A 22415-nucleotide genomic window follows, 5' to 3' on the forward strand; every position below is an offset into this window, starting at 1 on the left:
CCGCCGCAACACGTCAAACACCGCAGCCTCTTCAGGCTGCAACGGTCCCTTTTTTCACGAAAACGCACCGCTGATATTGGATGGCCGGCAGTCTGCTCAGGTTTGTCATACCTGAAGATAAAAATGTCCGCTGCCGGTTACTCACTGTCCCCGCGTTGTCTGACCGTTGTCTGCGGTATCTTCGCCATCTGCTGCTGTAGAAAGGTAAGTAACACCCGGAACCTGGCATCCTGAAGCCTTGCGCTGATCCCCCTGGCCCGCTCTACACCAATCCCCGGAAGGGACTGCCAGTCGGCCAGAGAGCGGGCTGACAATGCTGTAAGCTCTTCACTACGTAAGTGCCTTGCTGCCTGACGGGGAACCGGAACCCCCAGAGCCTGCAGCCAGCGGATCGCCGGCAGTTGCCGGGCCTGAAGGAATTGCCGGACCATTGCCGCGGATCGGACAGGACTGAACCCGGCCTGCACCAGTTGTGCCGGGGTGAACGACATCCATGACAGAAGATGGTCAAATTCCGGTACAGACAGCATTTGCTGCCAGCTGCCACGGCTGATCCCCCGAAGGTTCAGCCCCTGCCGTTCACTCAGACCACTCAGCCTGGATAAAAATTGTTCACGGCATGCGGTCGTCAGCCGGAAACAGCTGAATTCATGAAACCTGGCCTCTGACGGCGAGGCAGGATAATGACGCTCAGCCACCCGCCACACCACTCGTCGGATGGCAGGAACCCCCTGCCCGGCCAGCCCGATGATGACTTCATCCCCGGGAAGAATATCCCGGCGTCGCCAGGCTGCGACAGTCCCGAGACTGACGCGGCTGATGCGTTTATCGTCAAGCGGTACCGGCTGCAGCGTCGCGACAACGGACACTTTTCCTGTCCGTCCGACCGTAAAACGGATCTCCCGGACGCCGGTACTGATTTCGGGGGCCGGATATTTCCAGGCTGCAGACCAGAGGTTATGCCCGGGTCGCCATTGCTGCGAAGCCGCAGGAAGGGAGTGGATCACAATACCGTCTGTAGTAAAGGGTAACTCGCCGCGAAACCAACGGTCACGCCACAGCGCAACCTCCTCTGCCGTTACCACCTCCCGGGTCCATGCTCTCGTCAGGGGAAAACCCCACTCCGACAGTTGCGTAATGCGTGTCTGTAACGACGGCGGGCCATCCGGCCAGGCCCAGATAAAGATCCCCAGCCGCTGACCTGCCGGGAGAGAGCTCTGACTGCGCATCAGTCCTGCAACACGGGCCCTGTCACCCCCTCCGCCTTCCCGGGCCCGTCGATGTTGCCGCCGGGGTAAAAAAATTTCACCCTGTAGTACGATGATCGCCGCGTCTGCAGGGATCACCGGCGGAACCGCAGTAATTGCTAACGCTCTGCCAAGCCAGGGCTCGCCCTGCAAACCGTCCCCGCGGCTGGTCACGGCAGACAACTTACCGTGGCGGTATACCAGCGTGACCGCCACGCCGTCTATTTTAGGCTGTACGATGAGTGGTTGTTTATTCTGCATCCAGCGGGAAACCGCCAGCTTGTCTTTCAGCTTACGCACACCGGTATGCGCGACAGGATGCTGCTGACGGCCATCGGCTGGCCAGCGGGGGATAGCGCGCGACGGCGGTAACCCGGCACATTTCTGCCAAAGCGCTGCTTTTTCCGACAGCCGATCATAGTCGCTGTCACTTACCGGTGACAGCCCCTGGCGGTAGTAAGCATCATCCCACTGCCTGAGCTGTTGCTGAAGACCGGCCACTTCCGTCAACGCCCGGGCGGGGGTCCACGGGGGGCAGTCTGCCGCCATCACTGATAACCCTGTCAGCCCGCAGATAATAAGTAGTCGTCTGAACACAAGCACACCTCCGACCCCTGGTATGCCGCCTTTGTTACGGAAGTTCAGCAGAACATCTTGTATTACCGGAGATTTCTCACAAAAAAACCATCGGTTATCCGCCCGCAGGCAGCAGAATGCCCGGCGGCCCCGCAAATAAATCTGTGGCTAAATGCAAGCAAACGCTGCGCCAGAGCGCCGGGGCGTGTATAATCATGAGAATATTGTCCCCGCTCTTTACTCAATTCAAGATAACCATGGCTCAAGGTACGCTTTATATTGTCTCCGCCCCTAGCGGTGCGGGAAAATCCAGCCTGATACAGGCACTGCTGAAAACGCAGCCACTGTATGACACTCAGGTCTCAGTTTCACACACCACCCGGGACATTCGACCGGGCGAAGTCGCAGGCGAGCACTATTATTTCGTCTCTAAAGACGAGTTCCGTACCATGATTGCTGAAAATGCATTTCTGGAGTATGCCGAGGTATTTGGTAACTATTACGGTACCTCCCGTCAGGCGATTGAACAGGTGCTGTCGACAGGGGTCGACGTTTTTCTGGATATCGACTGGCAAGGCGCACAACAGATCCGTCATCAGATGCCGGAAGCTCGCAGCATCTTTGTTCTGCCGCCCTCAAAAGATGAGCTGGACAGACGTCTGAGAGGCCGTGGTCAGGACAGTGAAGACATTATCGAAAAGCGTATGGCGAAGGCTGTCGATGAAATGAGTCATTATGCAGAGTACGATTATCTGATTGTTAATGATGACTTTGATCTTGCGCTTTCGGATCTGAAGACCATTATCCGTGCAGAACGACTGCGTATTCGCCGTCAGACTGCGCGACATGATGCATTAATCAGCAAATTATTGGCACACTGAACCGGGTTTCAGTATGATGCCCAGTCATTTCTTCATCTGTGGAGTAGCACACTTATGGCACGCGTAACCGTTCAGGACGCAGTAGAAAAAGTTGGAAACCGTTTTGACCTGGTATTGGTCGCTGCACGTCGTGCACGTCAGATGCAGGTCGGAGGCAAAGATGCCCTGGTTCCGGAAGAGAACGATAAAACCACGGTTATCGCTTTACGTGAAATCGAAGAAGGGCTGATCACAAACCAGATTCTGGACGTACGTGATCGTCAGGAACAGCATGAACAGGAAGCGGCCGAACTTCAGGCTGTGACCGCGATTGCTGAAGGTCGTCGTTAATCTGACTGTTGCAGGCCGCCTTTGTATCTGTTTGAAAGTCTTAATCAACTGATTGAAAAATATTTGCCTGAGGATCAGATTAAACGCCTCAGGCAAGCCTATCTTGTTGCTCGTGATGCCCATGAGGGTCAGACGCGTTCCAGCGGTGAGCCTTATATTACCCATCCGGTAGCCGTTGCCTGTATTCTGGCTGAAATGCGACTCGACCATGAAACTCTCATGGCCGCGTTATTGCACGATGTGATTGAGGATACCCCGGCCACCTACCAGGATATGGAGCAACTGTTTGGTCAGAGTGTCGCAGAGCTTGTCGAAGGCGTATCCAAGCTGGATAAGCTGAAATTCCGCGATAAAAAAGAAGCTCAGGCAGAAAACTTCCGCAAGATGATCATGGCCATGGTACAGGATATCAGGGTCATATTAATCAAGCTGGCAGACCGGACACACAATATGCGGACCCTCGGTTCGCTTCGTCCGGACAAGCGGCGGCGTATCGCGCTGGAAACGCTGGAAATTTACAGCCCCCTGGCCCACCGGCTGGGTATCCATCACCTGAAAACGGAACTGGAAGAGCTCGGGTTTGAAGCGCTCTACCCTAACCGTTATCGGGTGATTAAAGAGGTGGTGAAAGCGGCCCGCGGTAACCGGAAAGAGATGATCCAGAAAATACTGGCCGAAATCGATGGCCGGTTACAGGAATCCGGTATCCCCTGCCGTGTCAGCGGACGTGAGAAACACCTCTACTCTATCTATCAGAAAATGCATCTCAAAGAGCAGCGTTTTCATTCCATTATGGATATCTATGCCTTTCGCGTGATCGTGAAAGATGTCGATACCTGTTACCGTGTCCTTGGGCAAATGCACAGTTTGTATAAGCCTCGCCCGGGCCGGGTGAAAGATTATATTGCTATCCCCAAAGCCAACGGCTATCAGTCTCTTCATACATCCATGATTGGGCCACACGGTGTGCCTGTGGAAGTACAGATCCGTACCGAAGATATGGATCAGATGGCAGAGATGGGGGTTGCGGCACACTGGGCCTATAAAGAACATGGCGAAAGTGGTTCCACCACCGCTCAGGTTCGCGCCCAGCGCTGGTTACAGAGTCTGCTGGAACTGCAGCAAAGTACAGGGAACTCCTTCGAATTTATCGAAAGTGTGAAATCCGATCTGTTCCCTGACGAAATCTACGTCTTTACCCCGGAAGGTCGCATTGTCGAACTGCCGGCAGGTGCAACGCCGGTCGACTTTGCCTATGCCGTCCATACGGATATCGGCCATGCCTGTGTGGGTGCCAGGGTAGATCGTCAGCCTTATCCGTTATCACAGTCACTGTCCAGCGGACAGACCATCGAAATTATTACCGCGCCAGGTGCCCGGCCAAATGCTGCCTGGCTCAACTTTGTGGTCAGCTCAAAAGCCAGGGCTAAAATCCGTCAGTTACTGAAAAACCTGAAGCGGGAAGAGTCCGTGAGTCTCGGACGCCGTCTGCTCAGCCATGCGCTGGGCGGCAGTAAAAAGCTGGCTGAAGTTCCGCAGGAAAATATCCGCCATGAACTGGAACGGATGAAATTGGCGTCTCTGGATGATCTGCTGGCAGAAATCGGTCTCGGTAACGCGATGAGCGTTGTTGTGGCTAAGAATTTACTGCCGGGAGAACCGACAGAGCACTTGCCTCAGGCGACCAGTAAAAAGCATAAGCTGCCGATTAAAGGGGCTGACGGTGTACTGATCACCTTCGCAAAATGTTGCCGGCCTATTCCCGGTGACCCGATTGTAGCGCATGTCAGTCCCGGTAAAGGGCTGGTGGTGCATCATGAATCCTGTCGTAACATCCGGGGCTATCAGAAAGAAGCAGAGAAGTTTATGCCGGTCGAATGGGACAAAGAGACCGGACAGGACTTTGTGACAGAAATTAAAGTCGATATGCTCAACCATCAGGGTGCCCTGGCAAACCTGACAGCAGCGATCAACACCTGTCATTCCAATATTCAGAGCCTGAATACCGAAGAACGTGATGGCCGGGTTTATACTGCCTTTATGCGCCTCACGGTCCATGACCGTATTCATCTGGCGGATATTATGCGGAAAATTCGTGTAATGCCGGATGTGATTAAAGTACATCGGAACCGTAACTGATCACATGAATGACCAACGTTTTTCCCGGATAGCGGAAATGCTGGCCCGTCGCCAGCATGACCTGACAGTATGCATGGAACAGGTCCATAAACCCCATAATGTTTCTGCGGTGATCCGCACGGCAGATGCGGTCGGCATTCATCATGTCCACGCCGTCTGGCCCGGGGATCGCATGCGTACCGCCGTTTCCTCCTCCGCCGGCAGTAATAGCTGGGTCAATGTCATCACGCACCGAAGCATCGGAGAAGCCGTCAGCACGGTAAAATCTGCAGGTATGCAGGTTCTGGCGACCCATCTTTCCGATACGGCCGTAGATTTCCGTGACATCGATTATACCCGGCCTACCTGTATTCTGATGGGCCAGGAGAAAACGGGTATCACCCGGGAAGCGCTGGACCTCGCTGACCAGGATATTATTATTCCGATGCTGGGGATGGTGCAGTCACTGAATGTTTCAGTCGCCTGCGCCCTGATCCTGTATGAAGCACAACGTCAGCGACAAATCGCCGGTATGTACGAGCGTGACCACTGTTTGCTGGACGAGGCTGAACAGCAACGTCTGTTATTCGAAGGTGGCTACCCTGTACTGGCTCGGGTCGCGCGGCAAAAAGGGCTGCCCTATCCCCGGATCAACGATCAGGGTGAGGTAGAAGCCGATGAGCACTGGTGGTCTGCCATGCAGGCAACCGGTCATAGCCGAAAGCATAAAAAATGAAAGGCCGCCTGCTCGACGCCATTCCGCTGAATACCCTGACCGGCGTTGGCGCCAGTCAGGCTGCAAAACTGGCAAAGCTTGGCCTGCATACCTTGCAGGATTTATTACTGCACCTTCCCGTTCGCTACGAAGACCGTACCCGCCTGTATCGGATCAATGACTTACTGCCCGGCCTCTTTGCCACCATAGAAGGTGAAGTCCTCTCCACGGAAGTCTCCTTCGGACGACGCCGGATGATGGTCTGCCAGATCAGTGACGGCAGTGGCATCGTCACGCTGCGCTTTTTTAACTTCAATGCCGGCATGAAAAATGCGCTGGCAAAAGGCAGCCATGTGGTTGCCTACGGCGAGATCAAACGCGGGCAACGGGGCGCTGAAATTATTCATCCCGAATACCGGATCACCGGACAACAACAGGTGACGGAATTACAGGAAACGCTGACCCCGGTCTACCCGGCTACCGAAGGTATCCGCCAGGCGACGCTGCGTAAACTGACCGACCAGGCCCTGCAATTACTGGAAAGCTGCCCGATTGATGAACTGCTGCCTGCTGAACTGCGTGGCGGCATGATGTCACTGGCCGACGCCCTGAAAACGCTACACCGTCCCCCGCCGGGGTTATTGCTCAGCGACCTGGAACAAGGGAAACATCCGGCACAGCAACGTCTGATCACCGAAGAATTACTGGCCCATAACCTGAGTATGCTGGCGGTACGGGCCGGCGCACAGCGTCATCATGCCCGCCCCATGCCGGCAGACCACCGCCTCAGCCGGCAATTTCTGGCCTCGCTACCCTTTGCCCCGACCGGAGCACAGACGCGGGTAGTCAAAGAAATCGAGCAGGATCTGCAGCATGACTACCCGATGCTACGCCTGGTTCAGGGGGATGTCGGTTCAGGTAAAACGCTGGTGGCCGCACTGGCAGCATTAAATGTCATTGCCCATGGCTATCAGGTCGCACTGATGGCCCCGACAGAACTACTGGCAGAACAACATGCCAGTAATTTCCGCCAGTGGCTGGCACCGTTAGGTATCGAGGTGGGCTGGCTGGCCGGCAAGCAGAAAGGTAAAGCTCGTCAGGCGCAGCAGGAAGCCATTGCCAGTGGTCAGGTTTCTATGATTGTCGGTACACATGCATTGTTTCAGGAGCAGGTGAAATTTAACGGGCTGGCACTGGTCATTATTGATGAACAACACCGGTTCGGGGTACATCAGCGCCTGTCACTGTGGGAAAAAGGGGAGCAACAGGGCTTCCATCCGCATCAGTTAATTATGACCGCGACCCCGATCCCCCGTACGCTTGCCATGACGGCGTACGCCGATCTGGAAACCTCTACCATTGATGAGCTGCCTCCGGGCCGTACGCCGGTTACGACGGTGGCCATCCCGGATACCCGTCGTGACGACATCATTCAGCGGGTCGGGCAGGCCTGCCGGCAGGGACGTCAGGCCTACTGGGTCTGTACCCTTATCGAAGAGTCTGACCAGCTTGAGGCACAAGCCGCAGAAGCCACCTGCCAGGAACTGCAACTTGCGCTGCCTGATATGAAAATCGGTCTGGTACACGGACGGATGAAACCTGCCGACAAGCAGGCCATCATGCAGCAGTTTAAAGCAAACCAGTTACACCTGCTGGTCGCCACCACGGTCATTGAAGTGGGTGTCGATGTACCCAATGCCAGCCTGATGATCATCGAAAATCCTGAGCGGCTCGGGCTTGCCCAGCTGCACCAGCTGCGGGGCCGCGTCGGGCGCGGGGCCGTCGCCTCCCACTGTGTTTTACTGTATAAATCGCCGCTCAGTAAAACAGCACAGAAACGTTTGCAGGTGTTACGTGACAGTAATGACGGGTTTGTTATTGCCCAGCATGACCTGGAAATCCGTGGCCCGGGAGAATTACTGGGTACACGCCAGACAGGTAATGCGGAATTCAGAGTCGCCGATCTGCTCCGCGATCAGGCGATGATCCCGGCCATACAACGTATTGCACGCCATCTTCATGAGCAATATCCGGCGCAGTCGGTTGCACTGATTGAACGCTGGCTGCCCGCGACAGAACGTTTTTCCCACGCCTGAGAGTTCCTGCCCCGTTGGCAAACGTTTGCTTTTATCCGGCGGATAATTAAAATCGCTTTCTTTTATCTCGATCAGGATGCCTTGATGTCTGCCCATGCCCCGTTTGACCGACAACCTTCCGGTTCTTCACACAGTGATCTGGTTTACCGTCTGGAAGACAAACCGCCCTTACCGCAGGCCCTGTTCGCGGCATTGCAGCATTTGCTGGCAATGTTTGTGGCTGTGATCACGCCGGCATTACTCATCTGCCATGCCCTCGGCTTACCGGCACAGGACACCCGGCATATTATCAGTATGTCGTTATTCGCGTCCGGTATCGCCTCTGTGCTGCAAATCCGCACCTGGGGGCCGGTAGGTTCGGGGCTGCTCTCCATTCAGGGCACCAGCTTTAACTTTGTCTCCCCGCTGATCATGGGCGGCCTGGCGCTGAAACATGGGGGGGCCGATGTCCCGACGATGATGGCTGCTCTGTTTGGCACCCTTATGCTGGCTTCCTGTACCGAAATGCTGTTATCCCGCATTCTGCCGTATGCCCGTAAGGTGATTACTCCCCTGGTCTCCGGTATTGTCGTGATGATCATCGGTCTGTCGTTGATCCAGGTCGGATTAACCTCCATCGGAGGGGGCTTTAGCGCCATGAGCAACCACACCTTCGGCGCTCCGGAAAATCTGCTGCTGGCCGGTGTCGTTTTACTGACGATAATCCTGCTTAACCGTCAGAAAAACCCGTATCTGCGTATTGCCTCACTGGTGATCGCAATGGCCATCGGCTACCTGCTGGCGTGGTGCCTGCATATGCTGCCGGTAACTGCCGCGGATCCGGATGCTCCGCTGATCGCAGTGCCCCGCCCTTTTTACTATGGACTGGGCATTGACTGGAATTTGTTACTGCCGCTGATGCTGGTCTTTATGGTGACCTCCCTGGAAACCATCGGCGATATTACGGCGACCTCTGATGTCTCAGAACAACCGGTGAGTGGTCCTGTTTATATGAGACGCCTGAAGGGCGGCGTACTGGCTAACGGTATCAACTCCTGTGTGTCCGCGTTGTTTAATACCTTCCCTAACTCCTGTTTCGGGCAGAATAACGGCGTTATTCAGCTGACAGGGGTCGCCAGCCGCTATGTCGGGTTCCTGGTGGCATTAATGCTGATTGTGCTGGGGCTTTTCCCGGCAGTGAGTGCAGCCGTTCAGCATATTCCTGAACCGGTGCTGGGCGGGGCCACGCTGGTCATGTTCGGCACGATTGCGGCCTCCGGAGTGCGTATTGTTTCCAGGCAGGCGATTGACCGGCGGGCTATCCTGATCATTGCCATTTCACTGGCCGTCGGCCTGGGCGTTTCCCAGCAACCGCAGATCCTGCAGTTTGCTCCTGACTGGCTAAAAACCCTGTTCTCTTCCGGCATTGCCGCCGGGGGGATCACGGCGATTATCCTGAATCTGATTTTTCCTGCAGACCAGGAAAGCGCATAAGGCAGAACTTCAGAGCAGAATGGCGGGGTAACCCCGCCATTCTGCTAACCGGTTCAGGCTGTTTTTTTCGCCTTCCGGTGGACTCCGCGCATGATCACCGTTGAGGTCTGAAGCAAATTCAGGCATAACAGACCTTCGCTTACCCTCAGGACTCAGGACCGACACCATGAAATTTATTGGAAAATTTTTCCTGATACTGCTGCTAATCCTTTTACTTGTGCTTATTACTGGCTATTTTTTGCTGAAAAGCGCCTGGGGAGCAGCCACGCTTAGTCGCTGGATCAGCGATGAAACCGCCTATCATTTGTCTATCGGCAGATTACACCACTCGTTCAGTACTCCGCTGGAAGTTACCTTAGACAACTTCAGTTTTGGTCATGATGGTCAGCCGGCCCTGGTCGTCGCCGATAAGGTAACACTGGATTTATCACTGCTTCAGTTCAGCTCTCCTTCCCGCTTTGATTCGATTACCCTGACGAACGGTGAAGTTAACCTGGCGAACATCAGTCCCGGTACGGCTATCCCGTTACAGGCAAATCACCTCCGGCTGAACAACATCAGCATCGTCGAGCCGGGTACGGGTACCGATTCCGGCTTTCAAGCCAGTCAGATAGTGGCAGATATTTCGCCCTGGAACCCCGGGGAAAACAGTCTGCAAGGCAGCCAGTATCACTTCAGTATGGGTATCGGACAGTTAACGCTAAACACACAGCAATTATCGAATATTCATGCCAACGGCCAGGTTGATCCGCAACAACTGACTCTGGATCATCTGGATGGTCAGGCAGAACGGGGCAATTTCTCCGGTTCATTGACCCGCGATGCGCAGGGTCACTGGCAGGTACAGCAACTCTCCCTGCAGGATATCCGGTTCCAGACCGAAAAAAACTTACCTGATTTTCTGGCACCGCTGGTCCGCCACAATATTCGTCCCGCACGGATAGATATCAGCCATGCCACCATTGTCGGCCCGGACTGGGCAGTCACAGATTTCAATATGCAGCTGGCCAATCCGCAATTACCGGCCGGTGACCTGCTGACTCAGGGAGGCACACTGAAATTACAAGCCAGTGAGCTGGTCTGTGATAATAATGATTTTGTGTCGCCACAGGCCGACGCCGAAGCCACCCCTGAGGGTCTGCGAATAGACAGCATCAGTACTCACTGGAAAAACGGAACCCTAAGCGCCAGTGGTGACTGGCTGCGTGCTAACCGGCAACTGGCACTGAACAACCTGACAATCTCCGGGCTGGAATATACCCTGCCGCAGGACTGGCGTCAGTGGTGGATGGCTCCGTTACCTGACTGGCTGGACTCGGTGGTCGTTCATCAGTTGGCCGTGAGTAACTCGCTGGTGATCGATATCAATCCGGCATTTCCGTTCCAGATGACAGCATTGCATGGTACCGGCCACGAATTATTACTAGTCAGAAATCATCAGTGGGGGATTTGGTCCGGTGACAGTGAATGGAAAGCGACCGAAGCGACATTTAACCGCCGGGATATTAATGCCCCCTGGCTGAAACTCCATGCCGATGACCGGCAAATCACTGTCAGTGATCTGAAAATGCTGGCAGATAACGGTCCGCTGGTTGGCAGTGCTCAAATCTCACAGCAGCCGTCACGTAATTTCAGCCTCAGCTTACAAGGGCAGTCTGTTCCGACCGACCTTTTTGCCCACTGGGGCTGGCCGGTGACTCCCGCGGGTGAAAAAGGCAGTATTACGCTCAATGTGACCGGCAAGCTGCAGGCAGATCAGCCGCTTCGTCCGACCGTTAATGGTACGTTACACCTGAGCACCCCGGCAGGGGCACAACAGCAGTCCATGCAGGACGGCGTGATCCGTTAAATACCCACGGGCGCGACAGCGCCCGTCTGACCCGGCGTTGCTCAGTTAATTCCTGAGCCGCCTTCCTCCAGTGACCGCTGCGGATCGGCAGGCAAGACAATATAGACGCCCTCAAATACCGCACCGGTTTTTTCATCACCCTGTAGCTGTACATTCAGACGGACCCGGGCTTTCCGCCCCCGGGCCAGCCTGTCCAGGTCTCCGCGCAGTGAACCTAATTCAGCCACCGCTCCCGGCCGGCCGGTAATGGCACTGTGGTAACGGATATGGGCATCTGCCAGGACGATGGTTCCCCCCAGATGACGCTCCCGCAACAATAACCAGATCAACCCCCAGCCGGTTAATGTCGCCAGCGAAAAGAGGCTCCCCGCAAACAACGTATGATGGGGGTTCTGATTGCCGGTTTCCGGCATCGTGGTAATAAACTGATGCCCTGTGTATTGCTGAATACGGACCCCCATTTTTTCACTCAGGGGAATATGCTGGTACCAGGCCTGTTGCAACTGTTCACACCAGTCAGCCCGATGCAGAATATCGTCCATACTGACACTGGGCTTTATCATCAGAAAATGGCGAACCGGTGAGGTCTGTGCCGCAAGGATCTCCCCCTGATTGACATACCCCAGTTTGACGAAAAATTCGATAGCATCTTCACGGGCACTACAGGTGATACGTTTCACACCTTCCTGACGGGCCACGGATTCCAGCGTCATGATCAACAGTGTTCCCAGCCCTTTCCCACGCAGCGCCGGATCTACCGCGATAAACCGGATCGATGCCTCATTATCGGCATTAATATATAAACGTCCGACAGCCACCGGATGGTTATCTTCATCGACGACCATCTGATGATGCGCGGTAGCATCCCATGCTTCGCGCTCAGAGCCGACGGGCTGATTTAAAGGTTTGCGCAGCATTTCCCAGCGGAACTGAAAGTACGTTTCCAGCTCTTCCGGTGTTTCGGGCACACGAAGGTGATACATATAAAAATTCTCCCTGCTGACCCATCAACGGTCCGGCCAGAGTACCGACATTTGTCTTATTACACCTGCAGCCAGAAAGTGACCGGTCCGTCATTGACCAGGCTCACCTGCATATCTGCGGCAAATTGCCCGTTTTCAGTAGTGACACCCTGCTGACGACAACATTCACTGAAATACTGATAAAGTGCCTGTGCTTTTTCCGGCGCAGCTCCCCCGGAGAATGACGGTCTCATCCCTTTACCGGTATCTGCCGCCAGAGTAAATTGCGACACCACCAACAGACTACCTTCTGCCTGCTGTAAATTCAGATTCATTTTCCCCTGCTCGTCGCTGAAAACACGATACCCCAGCACACGCTCAGCCAGCCGTTGCGCTTTTTTCTCGTCGTCTTCTTTTTCTACCGCCAGCAGCACCAGTAAGCCCGGGCCTATCTGGCCGACGACCCCACCGTCGACAGTGACACTGGCCTGAGTGACGCGTTGTATTAATGCAATCATGCGGTTTCCGACTCTTCTTTCTGTGATTGTTTCAGCTGCCGGTAATGCCCGATTGAGACCGTGATCTCTGCGCCCAGCAACACGATACACCAGGTCCAGTACATCCAGAGGATAAGGATCGGTATTACCGCCAACACCCCGTAGATCAGCTGATATGACGGGAACATGGTGACATACAGTGAAAATGCCTTTTTGCCCAGTTCAAACAGAATGCCGGCAAACAATGCACCGGTAAACGCATCCCGTGAAGGCACCTCACGTGTAGGCACAATACTATACAACAACCAGAAGGCTAGTACGGAAAGCAACAGGGGGAATAAGCGCAGCACAGGGTCCAGCAAATGAGTGACCCCGGTATCATTGAGCCATTGCACAGAGAGGAGATACGAGCTCATTGCCAGGCTTGCCCCGGCCAGTAACGGCCCCAGGGTAAGCACCATCCAGTAGACGGCAAACGAGAAAACCAGTGGCCGCTTTTTCGTACTTCGCCAGATGGTGTTCAATGCACTGTCAATCGAGTGCATCAGCAGCAGCGCTGTGACGATAAGCCCGATGGCTCCCACCGCCGTCATCCGGTTAACATTGGAAACGAAGCGTTCCAGGTAATCTTCCACCACCGTGCCCGCGGCAGGGACAAAGTTATCAAAAATAAAATGCCGCAACTGGACGCTGATGTCAGAAAATACCGGGAAGGCAGCAAATAAGGCAAACACGACCGTCGCCAAAGGTACCAGCGCCAGCAACGAGACAAATGTCAGATTGCCGGCATGGACGGTCATATTATCGTCGTCAATGCGACGCCAAAGCAGCGCCACCCAGCTGAGCAGAAATTTTATCCGCTTGATCATATCGTTGAGCTCCCTGCCTATGAAATGAAAGACCCGGAAATCTGTCGGCTAGTGGGTCGCTACACTGGCAGAAAACCACTCTCTGAGGGTTTCAGGACCGGTGACCAGAACACTCTTGATCCCGAGGCGCTGAGCAGCCTCGATATTCTGCGGATTATCATCAAAGAAGATCGCATCCTGTGCCGTTACCCCTTCTTTTTCAAGCACAGTCTGGTAGATCTTCGCTTCAGGTTTACGCATCTGCATTTGCTGGGAGAGATAAACGGCATCGGCTGCATCAGTCACCTGCGGATAGTGTTCCGGCCAGAATTCGCAGTGCAGATTATTAGTATTTGACAGGATGACAACCCGATGGCCTTGCGCCCGCAGTGCATTCATTTGTGCGACGACCTCGTTCCGGGCACCCACAAAAATAGCCTGCCAGCCCGCCGCGAACTGCGCATAGCTGAGGTTAATCTCCAGCATTTTACAGAGAGAGGCAGCAAACTGCTGATCGGTCAGCTCTCCGCGTTCATGCTGTTCAAACGCCTCGTCAAACGTAAAACGGTGCTGTAATAAAGCGAGCGGTACGCCACTCAGGTGGCTCCAGACCCCCAGTGCCCGTTTGAAATCGATATCAACGATGACATTTCCTAAATCAAAGATATAGAGCATAGTCGTCTCCCTGGTTGTTATCGGTCATTTCACTTTAGCGGCAAATAGTCCCGGTTAACAGAGAGGCAGACAGAGAAAAATAGCAGAGCAGGTAACAAGCCTGCCTTCGGCACAGACAAACAAGCCACAGACCGGGGGTTACGGACAAATATACGCAGTATCACGGGCCGGCCTGCAGACATAAAAAAACCCCGGCAAGCCGGGGTTTTTTGCGTTACAGCAAGCTCAGTTAAGAGTCTTTGCCGCCACGGGAAGCACGTTTACGCTCATTCTCAGTCAGATGGCGCTTACGGATACGTACTGAGGTCGGAGTCACTTCAACCAGTTCATCATCATCGATGAATTCCAGAGCCTGCTCCAGAGACATCTTGATAGCAGGAACCAGAGTAGTGGCTTCATCCGTACCGGAAGCACGCATGTTGGTCAGTTTTTTACCGGTCAGGCAGTTCACGGTCAGGTCGTTTGAACGTGAGTGAATACCGATAATCTGGCCTTCATAAACTTCAGCACCGTGACCCAGGAACAGCTTACCGCGGTCCTGCAGGCTGTACAGTGCGAACGCAACAGCTTTACCCTGACCATTAGAAATCAGTACGCCATTCTGACGCTGACCGACTTCACCCGCACGCAGATCACCATAGTGGCTGAAGGTCGAATACAGCAGACCGGTACCTGAAGTCATGGTCATGAATTCGTTACGGAAGCCAATCAGACCACGGCTCGGGATTTCATAGTCAAGACGCACACGGCCTTTACCATCCGGATCCATGTTCTTCATGTCACCTTTACGCTCACCCATCGCCTGCATCACTGAACCCTGGTGCTGTTCTTCGATGTCCAGGGTCACGTTCTCGTAAGGTTCCTGCTTACGACCGTCAACTTCACGGAAGATAACTTTCGGACGGGATACCGCCAGTTCGAAACCTTCACGACGCATGTTTTCGATAAGTACAGACAGGTGAAGCTCACCACGACCAGATACACGGAAGGCATCAGCATCTTCGGTTTCTTCAACGCGCAGAGCAACGTTGTGTACCAGCTCTTTCTTCAGACGATCCAGGATCTGACGTGAAGTTACGTATTTACCTTCTTTACCACAGAATGGTGAGGTATTTACGCAGAAGTACATGCTAACGGTTGGTTCATCAACGGTCAGTGCAGGCAGCGCTTCAACATTCTGAGGATCACAGATAGTGTCAGAAATGTTCAGCTCACCCAGACCGGTGATAGCGATGATGTCTCCGGCTTCCGCCAGGTCGCTGTCGATACGTTCCAGACCCAGGTGGCCCAGGACTTTACCGACTTTACCGTTACGGGTTTTACCTTCGCTATCGATAACAGTCACTTGCTGGTTAGGTTTTACCTTACCACGCTTGATACGACCGATCCCGATAACACCCAGGTAGTTGTTGTAGTCCAGCTGAGAAATCTGCATCTGCAGAGAACCATCCAGATCAACATTCGGCGCAGGTACGTGCTTAACGATAGCTTCATACAGTGGCGTCATGTCTTCCGCCATTGCAGCGTGATCATCACCGGCAATACCCTGGATAGCCGATGCATAAATGATCGGGAAGTCCAGCTGTTCGTCGGTCGCGTCCAGGTTAACAAACAGGTCAAATACCTGGTCGACAACCCAGTCAGGACGTGCGCCCGGACGGTCAATTTTGTTGATTACAACGATTGGCTTCAAACCATGAGCAAATGCTTTCTTGGTTACGAAGCGCGTCTGTGGCATAGGGCCGTCGATAGCATCAACCACCAGCAGCACAGAGTCTACCATCGACATGACACGTTCCACTTCACCACCGAAGTCGGCGTGTCCCGGAGTGTCGACGATATTGATTCGATAATCGTTCCACTTAATCGCGGTATTTTTCGCGAGGATAGTAATCCCACGCTCTTTCTCCAAATCGTTGGAGTCCATCACACGTTCAGTTGCTTCGGTACGGGCATCAAAAGTACCGGACTGTTGTAACAGCTTATCAACCAGGGTCGTTTTTCCATGGTCAACGTGCGCGATGATGGCGATATTACGCAAATTTTCGATCACAGCTTTGCCTCAGGCATTAGAAATAGCGAGCTATTGTACACGTATTAGGCGGAAGACTGAACATGATCACAGTATTCCGTGTAACTTTCTCACAGTCTTTTTTAAATGGCCTGTATCCGCAGCAGATTACGTACGTTTTTAGTGCAATGGAGAGCAGACAGAGATAGCATGCACCATCATGGTGCAGCTCATCTCCCCTGATATCACCAAATTGGTGCATTGCGCCAGTATAGTGCCCCGCCCATTAATGCCGGTTGCCGCTAAAACCCCGTTTTCCGGTGAAATAAAAAGTTGGCACAGTTTTCGCTTAACCAAAGAGAAGCAACAACGACAGTTTCATAACGGTTGAAACGCTTGTCGGGAACTTTCCACCGGGAATTCACAGCGCCTCGTGAGTCATCGTCGGTTCAGTTCTCCATCCACGACAACAATGATTATTTCAGGAGAGTTAGTATGTCCGTTGAACACGTTCTCTCATTGATGAACGAACACGAAGTTAAGTTTGTTGATCTCCGTTTTACCGACAGTAAAGGTAAAGAGCAGCACGTCACCATCCCTGCTCACCAGGTCAACGAAGACTTCTTTGAAGAAGGGAAGATGTTCGATGGCTCATCCATCGGCGGCTGGAAAGGTATTAACGAATCAGACATGGTGCTGATGCCGGACCCAACCACCGCGGTACTGGACCCGTTTTTCGAAGACCCGACCCTGATCATCCGTTGTGATATTCTGGAACCAGGCACACTGCAAGGCTACGACCGTGACCCGCGCTCTATCGCGAAACGTGCCGAAGACTTCCTGCGCACTTCAGGTATCGCTGATACTGTACTGTTCGGACCGGAACCCGAGTTCTTCCTGTTTGATGACGTACGTTTCGGTTCAACCATGTCCGGTTCTCACGTGGCTATCGATGATATCGAAGCAGCATGGAACACCGGTAAAGCCTACGAAGGCGGTAACAAAGGCCATCGTCCTGGTGTGAAAGGCGGTTACTTCCCGGTACCTCCGGTCGACTCCTCACAGGACCTGCGTTCAGCAATGTGCCTGACGATGGAGCAGATGGGCCTGGTCGTTGAAGCACATCACCATGAAGTTGCTACTGCTGGCCAGAACGAAGTCGCTACCCGCTTTAACACCATGGTGAAAAAAGCCGACGAAATTCAAATCTATAAGTATGTGGTACACAACGTTGCACATGCTTACGGTAAAACTGCGACCTTTATGCCAAAACCTATGTTTGGCGATAATGGTTCAGGTATGCACTGCCATATGTCACTGTCTAAAGACGGTACTAACCTGTTCTCAGGTGACAAATACGGCGGCCTGTCTGAAACGGCGCTGTACTACATCGGCGGTATTATCAAACACGCGAAAGCGATTAATGCCCTGACTAACCCGACGACTAACTCATACAAGCGTCTGGTCCCGGGTTATGAAGCTCCGGTTATGCTGGCCTACTCTGCCCGTAACCGTTCAGCCTCAATCCGTATCCCGGTCGTTGCCAGCCCTAAAGCTCGCCGTATCGAAGCGCGTTTCCCGGACCCGGCGGCCAACCCATACCTGGCATTCGCAGCACTGCTGATGGCAGGTCTTGACGGTATTATCAACAAAATCCATCCTGGCGATGCGATGGATAAAAACCTGTATGACCTGCCTCCTGAAGAAGAAGCAGAGATCCCGAAAGTGGCAGGTTCTCTGGAAGAAGCGCTGGACGCACTGAACGAAGACCGTAGCTTCCTGACCCGTGGTGGCGTATTCACCGATGATACTATCGATGCCTATATCGCCCTGCGTAAAGAAGATAACGACCGTGTGCGTATGACTCCGCACCCGGTAGAGTTCGAGCTTTACTACAGCGTTTAATCTCTGCTGCAGAGTTGTTGGCGTGGAAAAATTCAGCCCATCTCCGGATGGGCTTTTTTCTCAGTAATTTCAATGTGTAATAATTATTTCATGCTGGTTATACTGCCAGTTAACCGCCTTTCATTGCCGGGCAGACAGACAACAGCCCGTATCAACTGATGTTTTAGTCCGGAATACGGCATTGACGGGCTTTATCTGGTCACGCGGAGATGGAAAAATGATAGCCAACACACAACACGATGCCGTGCAGATACTCAACTCTCTCATCAACAGTGTGTTAGTGGTCGATGATAATCTGGTCATCCATTATGCGAACCCGGCTGCATTACAATTACTGGCACAGAGTTCCCGTAAAATTTTTGGTACGCCATTACCGGAACTGACCGGATATTTCTCTCTGAATATCGATGTGATGCAGGAAAGCCTGAAATCAGGTCTGGGATTTACTGACAGTGAAGTGACGATAGTGGTGGATGGCAGAGCGCACATTATGTCCCTGACCGCACAGACGTTTCCTGATCAAAAAATCCTGCTGGAAATGGCCCCGATGGATAACCAGCGCCGCCTGAGCCAGGAACAGATTCAGCATGCACAACAGGTCGCCGCCAGAGACTTAGTCCGTGGACTGGCCCATGAAATAAAAAATCCACTGGGAGGATTACGCGGAGCAGCGCAGTTGCTTTCCAGGGCACTTCCGGACCCGTCGCTCAATGAATATACCAAAGTCATTATCGAGCAGGCTGATCGTTTACGTAACCTGGTTGACCGGTTACTGGGCCCGCAGCAGCCAGGCATGCACGTGACTCAGAGTATTCACCAGGTGGCTGAACGTATTGTCAATCTGGTGTCGATGGAACTGCCGGAGAATGTCTCTCTGGTGAGAGATTATGATCCCAGTCTGCCGGAACTGGCCCACGACCCGGATCAGATAGAACAGGTATTACTGAACGTAGTACGGAATGCTCTGCAGGCATTAGGTGAGGCGGGTGGGACCATCACTCTGCGTACCCGTACCGCATTTCAGCTCACCTTACACGGTGTGCGTTACCGTCTGGTTGCCCGTATCGATATTGAAGATGATGGCCCGGGCATACCCCAGCAACTGCAGGATACATTATTTTATCCCATGGTGAGTGGACGTGAGGGAGGTACCGGCCTTGGATTATCCATTGCCCGTAGCCTGATTGACCAGCACTCAGGAAAAATAGAATTTAACAGTTGGCCAGGACATACCGAATTCTCGGTTTTCCTGCCTATTCGCCAGTGAGGTTACCATGCAACGAGGGATAGTCTGGATCGTCGATGACGATAGCTCCATCCGCTGGGTGCTTGAACGTGCGCTCACTGGAGCCGGTGTCAGCTGTACGGCGTTCGAAAACGGAAACGACGTACTGAATGCACTCGCCAGTAAAACGCCGGACGTATTATTGTCAGATATCCGCATGCCGGGTATGGATGGCCTTGAACTACTCAAGCAAATTAAAAAACGTCATCCTATGCTGCCGGTCATCATAATGACGGCACATTCTGATCTTGATGCTGCGGTCAGTGCCTACCAGCAAGGGGCCTTTGATTACCTGCCCAAGCCTTTTGATATCGATGAAGCCGTCGCTCTCGTCGAGCGGGCCATCAGCCATTATCAGGAACAACAGCAACCCAGAAACCATCCTGACAGCGGACCGACCACCGATATTATCGGTGAAGCACCCGCCATGCAGGACGTCTTCCGTATTATCGGTCGTCTGTCACGTTCATCGATCAGTGTACTGATCAACGGGGAATCCGGTACGGGGAAAGAACTGGTGGCGCATGCCTTACACCGTCATAGTCCGCGGGCAAAGTCACCGTTTATCGCACTGAATATGGCCGCTATCCCGAAAGACCTGATTGAATCAGAACTTTTCGGACATGAAAAAGGGGCATTTACCGGAGCGAATCAGGTTCGTCAGGGGCGCTTTGAGCAGGCGGACGGCGGTACGCTGTTCCTGGATGAAATTGGTGATATGCCACTGGACGTGCAGACCCGGTTATTACGCGTACTCGCTGATGGTCAGTTTTATCGGGTCGGGGGATATGCCCCGGTCAAAGTGGATGTCCGTATTATTGCCGCGACCCACCAGAATCTGGAATTACGGGTTCAGGAAGGGAAATTCCGTGAAGATTTATTCCACCGTCTGAACGTGATCCGTATCCACCTCCCGCCGCTGCGTGAACGCCGGGAGGACATTCCGCGTCTGGCACACTACTTCCTGCAAGTGGCTGCCAGGGAGCTTGAGGTGGAAACAAAGATCCTGCATCCGGAAACCGAAGCGGCACTGACACGCCTGCACTGGTCAGGGAACGTCAGGCAACTGGAAAACACCTGCCGCTGGCTGACCGTCATGGCTGCCGGACAGGAAGTGCTGATTCAGGATCTGCCTCCGGAGTTATTTGAAACCACACCGGCGGAGACTCCGGTCACCTCGTCACCGGATAACTGGGCAACGTTGCTGGCGCAATGGGCTGACCGGGCATTACGTTCCGGTCATCAAAACCTGTTATCCGATGCCCAGCCGGAAATGGAAAGAACGCTGCTGACGACAGCCCTGCGCTTTACCCAGGGGCATAAACAGGAGGCCGCGCGTCTGTTAGGCTGGGGACGGAATACTCTGACCCGGAAACTGAAGGAACTGGGGATGGAATAATCCCCCTCTTCTGAAAACCGGCAGCCAGACTGCCGGTTGTTTCAGATAACACGTGAGAAGTGCTGCTGCCGGACGGTATTACGCAGATACCGGTCAAAGCACATACAGATATTACGGATCAGTAACCGCCCCCGGGCAGTCACCCGCAGACAATCCCCTTCCCTGATGACCATACCATCGCGGATAAAAGGCGTTAATAACTGCAAATCTTCTGAGAAATAGTCACTGAAATCGATCCCCCATTGCTGTTCCGTCTGGCGAATATCCAGCGAGAACTGGCAGATAAGGGCTTTAATCACTTCCCTGCGCAGACAATCATCGGTATCCAGGCTGACTCCGCGCCAGAGCCCCGTCCCCTGTTCTGAAACACTCTGGTGCCACTGATTAAGCACTTTATGATTCTGCGCATAAGTATCCCCGATCATACTGATGGCCGAGACGCCCAGACCCAGTAAATCGGTATTTCCCTGTGTCGTGTATCCCTGGAAGTTCCGGTGTAATACTCCCTCCCGCTGCGCTATCGCCAGTTCATCTTCCGGTAAGGCAAAATGATCCATGCCGATAAACTGATAGCCCCCCTCCGTCAGGGTGGTAATGCTCTGCTGCAGAATAGCCAGTTTCTGAGCGGCATCAGGAAGATCAGCCGTTTTTATCTTTCGCTGAGCGGCAAACAGCTCCGGCATATGGGCGTAATTAAAGACACTCAGGCGATCCGGACGTAATTCCAGGACCTTTTGCAGGGTATAGGCAAAACTTTCCGGGGTTTGTTTCGGCAATCCATAAATTAAGTCAATGTTTCCGGACACAAAACCCAGTGCTTTTGCCCGTGCCATCAGGGCAAAAATAAAGTCTTCATCCTGCTCGCGGTTAACCAGTTTCTGGACCTGCTTATTGAAATCCTGAACCCCCATGCTCAGCCGGTTGAAACCTTCCTGTTTCAGGTGATCGAGCATATCCAGTTCAATTTCGCGCGGGTCCAGCTCGAGAGAAATTTCAGCATCCGGAGAGAAACAAAAGTTCGCTTTCAGGCAGGCCGTCAGACGTGAGACCTGAGCAGTATTCAGAAATGTCGGTGTACCCCCGCCCCAGTGCATCTGTGTCACTGTCCTGTCACGAAACAGAGGTGCGCGTTTCAGGATCTCAGCTTCCAGCGTATCCAGATACTGATCCGCTTTATGCCCTTGCCGGGTGATCTGCTTATTGCACCCACAGAAATAACATAGTCGATGGCAGAACGGGATATGGAGATAGAGAGACAGCGGACGTTGCGGATAGCGGCCGGCCGCCTGCAAAAAGTCTTGTTCGGTGTAGCATTGATCAAACTCAAGAGCAGTGGGATACGATGTATAGCGCGGCCCGGAATAATTATATTTTTCGATTAATGGCTGATCCCATTCAATCTGAGGTACAGACATACTTACTCCTTCCGGTGGCGGGCTCTGAAAGAAGATCGCGCAACTCCGGGAGAAGGGGGCCGGTATCGGCGACGCACCCGCGATTTCAATCGTGACAGACGCCGTAGTTTACCGAAGAAGAACAGGAGAAAAC

At 53.4% G+C, this 22415-nt stretch carries 17 protein-coding genes; 10 read left to right on the forward strand and 7 right to left on the reverse strand.

Annotated features, from left to right (window positions below; genetic code table 11):
- Positions 1 to 137 precede the first annotated feature (137 nt).
- Complete coding sequence (gene ligB, locus CG67_RS03365) at positions 138 to 1844, reverse strand: NAD-dependent DNA ligase LigB (RefSeq protein ID WP_235501094.1); 1707 nt, start codon at positions 1842 to 1844, stop codon at positions 138 to 140.
- Between the two features lie 236 nt (positions 1845 to 2080).
- On the opposite strand from ligB, the gene gmk reads away from it, so the two are divergent.
- The 7 genes from gmk to CG67_RS03400 all read left to right on the forward strand — a co-directional run bounded on the left by gmk (position 2081) and on the right by CG67_RS03400 (position 11285).
- Positions 2081 to 2704: a guanylate kinase gene (gene gmk, locus CG67_RS03370; protein WP_025901578.1), complete on the forward strand. Its 624-nt coding sequence runs from the start codon at positions 2081 to 2083 to the stop codon at positions 2702 to 2704.
- A 54-nt stretch (positions 2705 to 2758) separates the two neighbouring features.
- Complete coding sequence (gene rpoZ / locus CG67_RS03375) at positions 2759 to 3034, forward strand: DNA-directed RNA polymerase subunit omega (protein ID WP_025901579.1); 276 nt, start codon at positions 2759 to 2761, stop codon at positions 3032 to 3034.
- Positions 3035 to 3055: 21 nt separating this feature from the next.
- Positions 3056 to 5173, forward strand: a complete 2118-nt coding sequence (gene spoT / locus CG67_RS03380) for a bifunctional GTP diphosphokinase/guanosine-3',5'-bis pyrophosphate 3'-pyrophosphohydrolase (RefSeq protein WP_025901580.1) — start codon at positions 3056 to 3058, stop codon at positions 5171 to 5173.
- Positions 5174 to 5177: 4 nt separating this feature from the next.
- Entirely contained in the window at positions 5178 to 5888 is a 711-nt protein-coding gene (trmH, locus tag CG67_RS03385) for a tRNA (guanosine(18)-2'-O)-methyltransferase TrmH (RefSeq protein ID WP_038010762.1), read from the forward strand.
- Positions 5885 to 7963 carry an ATP-dependent DNA helicase RecG gene (gene recG / locus CG67_RS03390; RefSeq protein ID WP_025901582.1) on the forward strand — a complete coding sequence of 693 codons (2079 nt, stop codon included), beginning with the start codon at positions 5885 to 5887 and terminating at the stop codon, positions 7961 to 7963. The genes trmH and recG overlap by 4 nt, the downstream gene beginning before the upstream one ends.
- 84 nt (positions 7964 to 8047) lie before the next feature.
- Positions 8048 to 9436 carry an NCS2 family protein gene (locus CG67_RS03395; protein WP_025901583.1) on the forward strand — a complete coding sequence of 463 codons (1389 nt, stop codon included), beginning with the start codon at positions 8048 to 8050 and terminating at the stop codon, positions 9434 to 9436.
- A 166-nt stretch (positions 9437 to 9602) separates the two neighbouring features.
- The gene (locus CG67_RS03400) at positions 9603 to 11285 is read left to right on the forward strand and encodes an AsmA-like C-terminal region-containing protein (protein WP_025901584.1); all 1683 of its coding nucleotides are present in this window, start codon (positions 9603 to 9605) and stop codon (positions 11283 to 11285) included.
- 41 nt (positions 11286 to 11326) lie between these two features.
- On the opposite strand, the gene fabY is transcribed toward CG67_RS03400, so the two are convergent.
- From fabY to typA, 5 genes are all read right to left on the reverse strand, one after another.
- Complete coding sequence (fabY, locus tag CG67_RS03405) at positions 11327 to 12268, reverse strand: fatty acid biosynthesis protein FabY (protein ID WP_025901585.1); 942 nt, start codon at positions 12266 to 12268, stop codon at positions 11327 to 11329.
- A gap of 59 nt (positions 12269 to 12327) precedes the next feature.
- Positions 12328 to 12765 (reverse strand): D-aminoacyl-tRNA deacylase, encoded by a 438-nt coding sequence (dtd, locus tag CG67_RS03410; RefSeq protein WP_025901586.1) that lies wholly within the window; start codon positions 12763 to 12765, stop codon positions 12328 to 12330.
- A complete protein-coding gene (locus CG67_RS03415; protein WP_025901587.1) occupies positions 12762 to 13613 on the reverse strand; it encodes a virulence factor BrkB family protein in 852 nt (283 codons plus the stop codon). The genes dtd and CG67_RS03415 overlap by 4 nt, the downstream gene beginning before the upstream one ends.
- Before the next feature lie 48 nt (positions 13614 to 13661).
- Complete coding sequence (gene yihX / locus CG67_RS03420; protein ID WP_025901588.1) at positions 13662 to 14267, reverse strand: glucose-1-phosphatase; 606 nt, start codon at positions 14265 to 14267, stop codon at positions 13662 to 13664.
- A 229-nt stretch (positions 14268 to 14496) separates the two neighbouring features.
- Positions 14497 to 16320: a ribosome-dependent GTPase TypA gene (typA, locus tag CG67_RS03425; protein ID WP_025901589.1), complete on the reverse strand. Its 1824-nt coding sequence runs from the start codon at positions 16318 to 16320 to the stop codon at positions 14497 to 14499.
- A 453-nt stretch (positions 16321 to 16773) separates the two neighbouring features.
- Here typA and glnA point away from each other — a divergent pair, with 453 nt between their 5' ends.
- From glnA to glnG, 3 genes are all read left to right on the forward strand, one after another.
- Positions 16774 to 18183 (forward strand): glutamate--ammonia ligase, encoded by a 1410-nt coding sequence (gene glnA, locus CG67_RS03430; RefSeq protein WP_025901590.1) that lies wholly within the window; start codon positions 16774 to 16776, stop codon positions 18181 to 18183.
- A 217-nt stretch (positions 18184 to 18400) separates the two neighbouring features.
- Positions 18401 to 19450 (forward strand): nitrogen regulation protein NR(II), encoded by a 1050-nt coding sequence (gene glnL, locus CG67_RS03435; RefSeq protein ID WP_025901591.1) that lies wholly within the window; start codon positions 18401 to 18403, stop codon positions 19448 to 19450.
- 7 nt (positions 19451 to 19457) lie between these two features.
- A complete protein-coding gene (gene glnG / locus CG67_RS03440; RefSeq protein ID WP_025901592.1) occupies positions 19458 to 20867 on the forward strand; it encodes a nitrogen regulation protein NR(I) in 1410 nt (469 codons plus the stop codon).
- Between the two features lie 41 nt (positions 20868 to 20908).
- Here glnG and hemN read toward each other — a convergent pair whose 3' ends face one another.
- The gene (gene hemN / locus CG67_RS03445) at positions 20909 to 22282 is read right to left on the reverse strand and encodes an oxygen-independent coproporphyrinogen III oxidase (protein ID WP_025901593.1); all 1374 of its coding nucleotides are present in this window, start codon (positions 22280 to 22282) and stop codon (positions 20909 to 20911) included.
- Positions 22283 to 22415: the final 133 nt, after the last annotated feature.

This window comes from Tatumella sp. UCD-D_suzukii (assembly GCF_000611875.2).
Classification (GTDB): domain Bacteria; phylum Pseudomonadota; class Gammaproteobacteria; order Enterobacterales; family Enterobacteriaceae; genus Tatumella; species Tatumella ptyseos.

What these genes read in the sequence shown, in the direction of transcription:
- gmk (WP_025901578.1), top strand. Translation starts at nt 2,081, where the DNA reads ATGGCTCAAGGTACGCTTTATATTGTCTCCGCCCCTAGCGGTGCGGGA.
- rpoZ (WP_025901579.1), top strand. Translation starts at nt 2,759, where the DNA reads ATGGCACGCGTAACCGTTCAGGACGCAGTAGAAAAAGTTGGAAACCGT.
- trmH (WP_038010762.1), top strand. Translation starts at nt 5,178, where the DNA reads ATGAATGACCAACGTTTTTCCCGGATAGCGGAAATGCTGGCCCGTCGC.
- recG (WP_025901582.1), top strand. Translation starts at nt 5,885, where the DNA reads ATGAAAGGCCGCCTGCTCGACGCCATTCCGCTGAATACCCTGACCGGC.
- CG67_RS03395 (WP_025901583.1), top strand. Translation starts at nt 8,048, where the DNA reads ATGTCTGCCCATGCCCCGTTTGACCGACAACCTTCCGGTTCTTCACAC.
- CG67_RS03400 (WP_025901584.1), top strand. Translation starts at nt 9,603, where the DNA reads ATGAAATTTATTGGAAAATTTTTCCTGATACTGCTGCTAATCCTTTTA.
- fabY (WP_025901585.1), bottom strand. Translation starts at nt 12,268, where the DNA reads ATGTATCACCTTCGTGTGCCCGAAACACCGGAAGAGCTGGAAACGTAC.
- dtd (WP_025901586.1), bottom strand. Translation starts at nt 12,765, where the DNA reads ATGATTGCATTAATACAACGCGTCACTCAGGCCAGTGTCACTGTCGAC.
- CG67_RS03415 (WP_025901587.1), bottom strand. Translation starts at nt 13,613, where the DNA reads ATGATCAAGCGGATAAAATTTCTGCTCAGCTGGGTGGCGCTGCTTTGG.
- yihX (WP_025901588.1), bottom strand. Translation starts at nt 14,267, where the DNA reads ATGCTCTATATCTTTGATTTAGGAAATGTCATCGTTGATATCGATTTC.
- glnA (WP_025901590.1), top strand. Translation starts at nt 16,774, where the DNA reads ATGTCCGTTGAACACGTTCTCTCATTGATGAACGAACACGAAGTTAAG.
- glnL (WP_025901591.1), top strand. Translation starts at nt 18,401, where the DNA reads ATGATAGCCAACACACAACACGATGCCGTGCAGATACTCAACTCTCTC.
- glnG (WP_025901592.1), top strand. Translation starts at nt 19,458, where the DNA reads ATGCAACGAGGGATAGTCTGGATCGTCGATGACGATAGCTCCATCCGC.
- hemN (WP_025901593.1), bottom strand. Translation starts at nt 22,282, where the DNA reads ATGTCTGTACCTCAGATTGAATGGGATCAGCCATTAATCGAAAAATAT.